Origin of the sequence: Actinoplanes sp. NPDC048791 (assembly GCF_040650095.1) — a bacterium.
Lineage (GTDB): Bacteria > Actinomycetota > Actinomycetes > Mycobacteriales > Micromonosporaceae > Actinoplanes.
Genome location: NZ_JBEZGQ010001392.1, coordinates 1 through 1,778, shown reverse-complemented (window position 1 = coordinate 1,778; position 1,778 = coordinate 1). Strand labels below are relative to the sequence as shown.

2 protein-coding genes and 1 pseudogene are annotated in these 1,778 nt (G+C 72.8%); all 3 read left to right on the top strand.

The annotated features are described in order from the left end of the window. Nucleotides 1-358 (top strand): ATP-binding cassette domain-containing protein (locus AB0C29_RS46665; RefSeq protein WP_360834585.1); only part of this gene is annotated, 358 nt, incomplete at its 5' end. Then, nucleotides 355-1,551, top strand: coding sequence for an ABC transporter permease (locus AB0C29_RS46660; protein WP_360834583.1), 1,197 nt, complete (start codon nucleotides 355-357; stop codon nucleotides 1,549-1,551). The genes AB0C29_RS46665 and AB0C29_RS46660, both read left to right, overlap by 4 nt. Before the next feature lie 7 nt (nucleotides 1,552-1,558). Then, nucleotides 1,559-1,778, top strand: a pseudogene (locus AB0C29_RS46655) (hypothetical protein); the annotation flags it as partial.

The following is a 1,778-nucleotide window of genomic DNA, read 5'->3' as shown; positions in this document are numbered from 1 at the left end:
GGCCGCCCTCGAGGTCGTCGGGCTCGCCGACCGGGCCCGGCACGAGCCCAACCAGCTCTCCGGCGGCCAGCAGCAGCGCGTCGCGGTGGCCCGGGCGCTGGTCACCGAGCCGGCCCTGCTGCTGGCCGACGAGCCGACCGGCAACCTGGACACCCGTTCCACCGCCGACGTGCTGGAGGTCTTCGACCAGCTCAGCGCGGCCGGCCGGACCATCGTGCTGATCACCCACGAACCCGAGGTCGGCGACCGGGCCAAGCGGCTGGTGCGCCTGGTGGACGGCCGGATCGTCACCGACGTACGCCAGTCGCCACTGGACCGGATCCCGGTCGGCGCCCTGCAGGGACGGCACAGCCGATGAGTTTTTACGAGGTCGTCCGGTTCGCCCTGCGGGGGCTGTCGGCGAACAAGCTGCGCTCGGCGCTGACCATGCTGGGCATCCTGATCGGGGTCGCGGCGGTGATCCTGCTGGTGGCGGTCGGCAACGGCTCCGCGCAGGCGATCAACCAGCGGATCGAGGCGCTGGGGACCAACACCATCACCGTGATGAGCGCCGGCCGTGGCGGCTCCACCAGCACAGCGCTGACCACCGCCATCGCTGACGCGCTGATCGACCCGGCGCTGGCCCCGGACGTCGCCTCGGTCTCGCCGGTGGTCAGCGCCGCCGCGACGCTGACCTACGAGGGCACCGACCACGACGTCAGCCAGTTCGTCGGCACCACGCCGAGCTGGTTCGCGTCCTCCAACACACCGGTCGGCACCGGCGCCGGCTTCACCGCCGACGACGAGGCCCAGGGCCGCCGGGTGGTGGTGCTGGGCCGCACCGCGGCCGAGGAGCTCTTCCCCGGCACCGACCCGCTGGACAAGCAGGTCACCGTCGGCGGCGCACTCTTCACGGTGGTGGGCGTGCTGGCCGAGAAGAGCTCGACCGGCTTCCAGGACAGCAACGACACCGCGATCGCCCCGCTGTCCGCGGTGCGCCAGGTGCTCACCGGGTACGGCGCCCTGACCTCGATCCTGGTGCAGGCGCGCAGCCCGGACCGGGTGGACGCCGTGCAGTCGCAGGTGGCCACGATCCTGAACCAGCGCCTCGACGTGTCCGCCGGGGCCACCACGCCGTACCGGATCCAGAACGCCTCGCAGCTGCTCGCCACCCAGACCGAGACGGCCGACACGTTCACGACTCTGCTCGGCGCCGTCGCCGCGATCAGCCTGCTCGTCGGCGGGATCGGCATCACCAACATCATGCTGGTCACCGTCACCGAGCGGACCCGCGAGATCGGCATCCGCAAGGCCCTGGGCGCGCCCCGCCGGGTGATCCTGACCCAGTTCCTGATCGAGGCGACCCTGTTGAGCGTGCTGGGCGGCGCGCTCGGCGTCGCCGCCGCGCTGATCGGCAGCAGCTTCGAGATCGTCGGCGTGAAACCGGTGATCGTGCCCAGTTCGATCGGGCTCGCCCTGGGCGTGTCCATCGCGATCGGGCTGTTCTTCGGCGGCCTGCCCGCCGGCCGGGCGGCCCGGCTGCGCCCCATCGACGCGTTGCGCTACGAGTGAGGACCCCGTGACCCCTTCTTCCGACGACACCGCCGTCCTGTCCGCCGTCCCGCCCGTCCCGGAGCCGTTCGACGACCGCGACGACGGCCTGGCCAGTGCGCTCGCCAAGGCGGCCCCGCGGCGCTGGTGGAATCGCGGCACGCTGGTGCTGGGCGCGTTCGCGCTGCTGCTGGGCGGCTTCCTCGGCGGCCTGGAGGTGCAGAAGCACTACGGCGGCGGCACCGCCG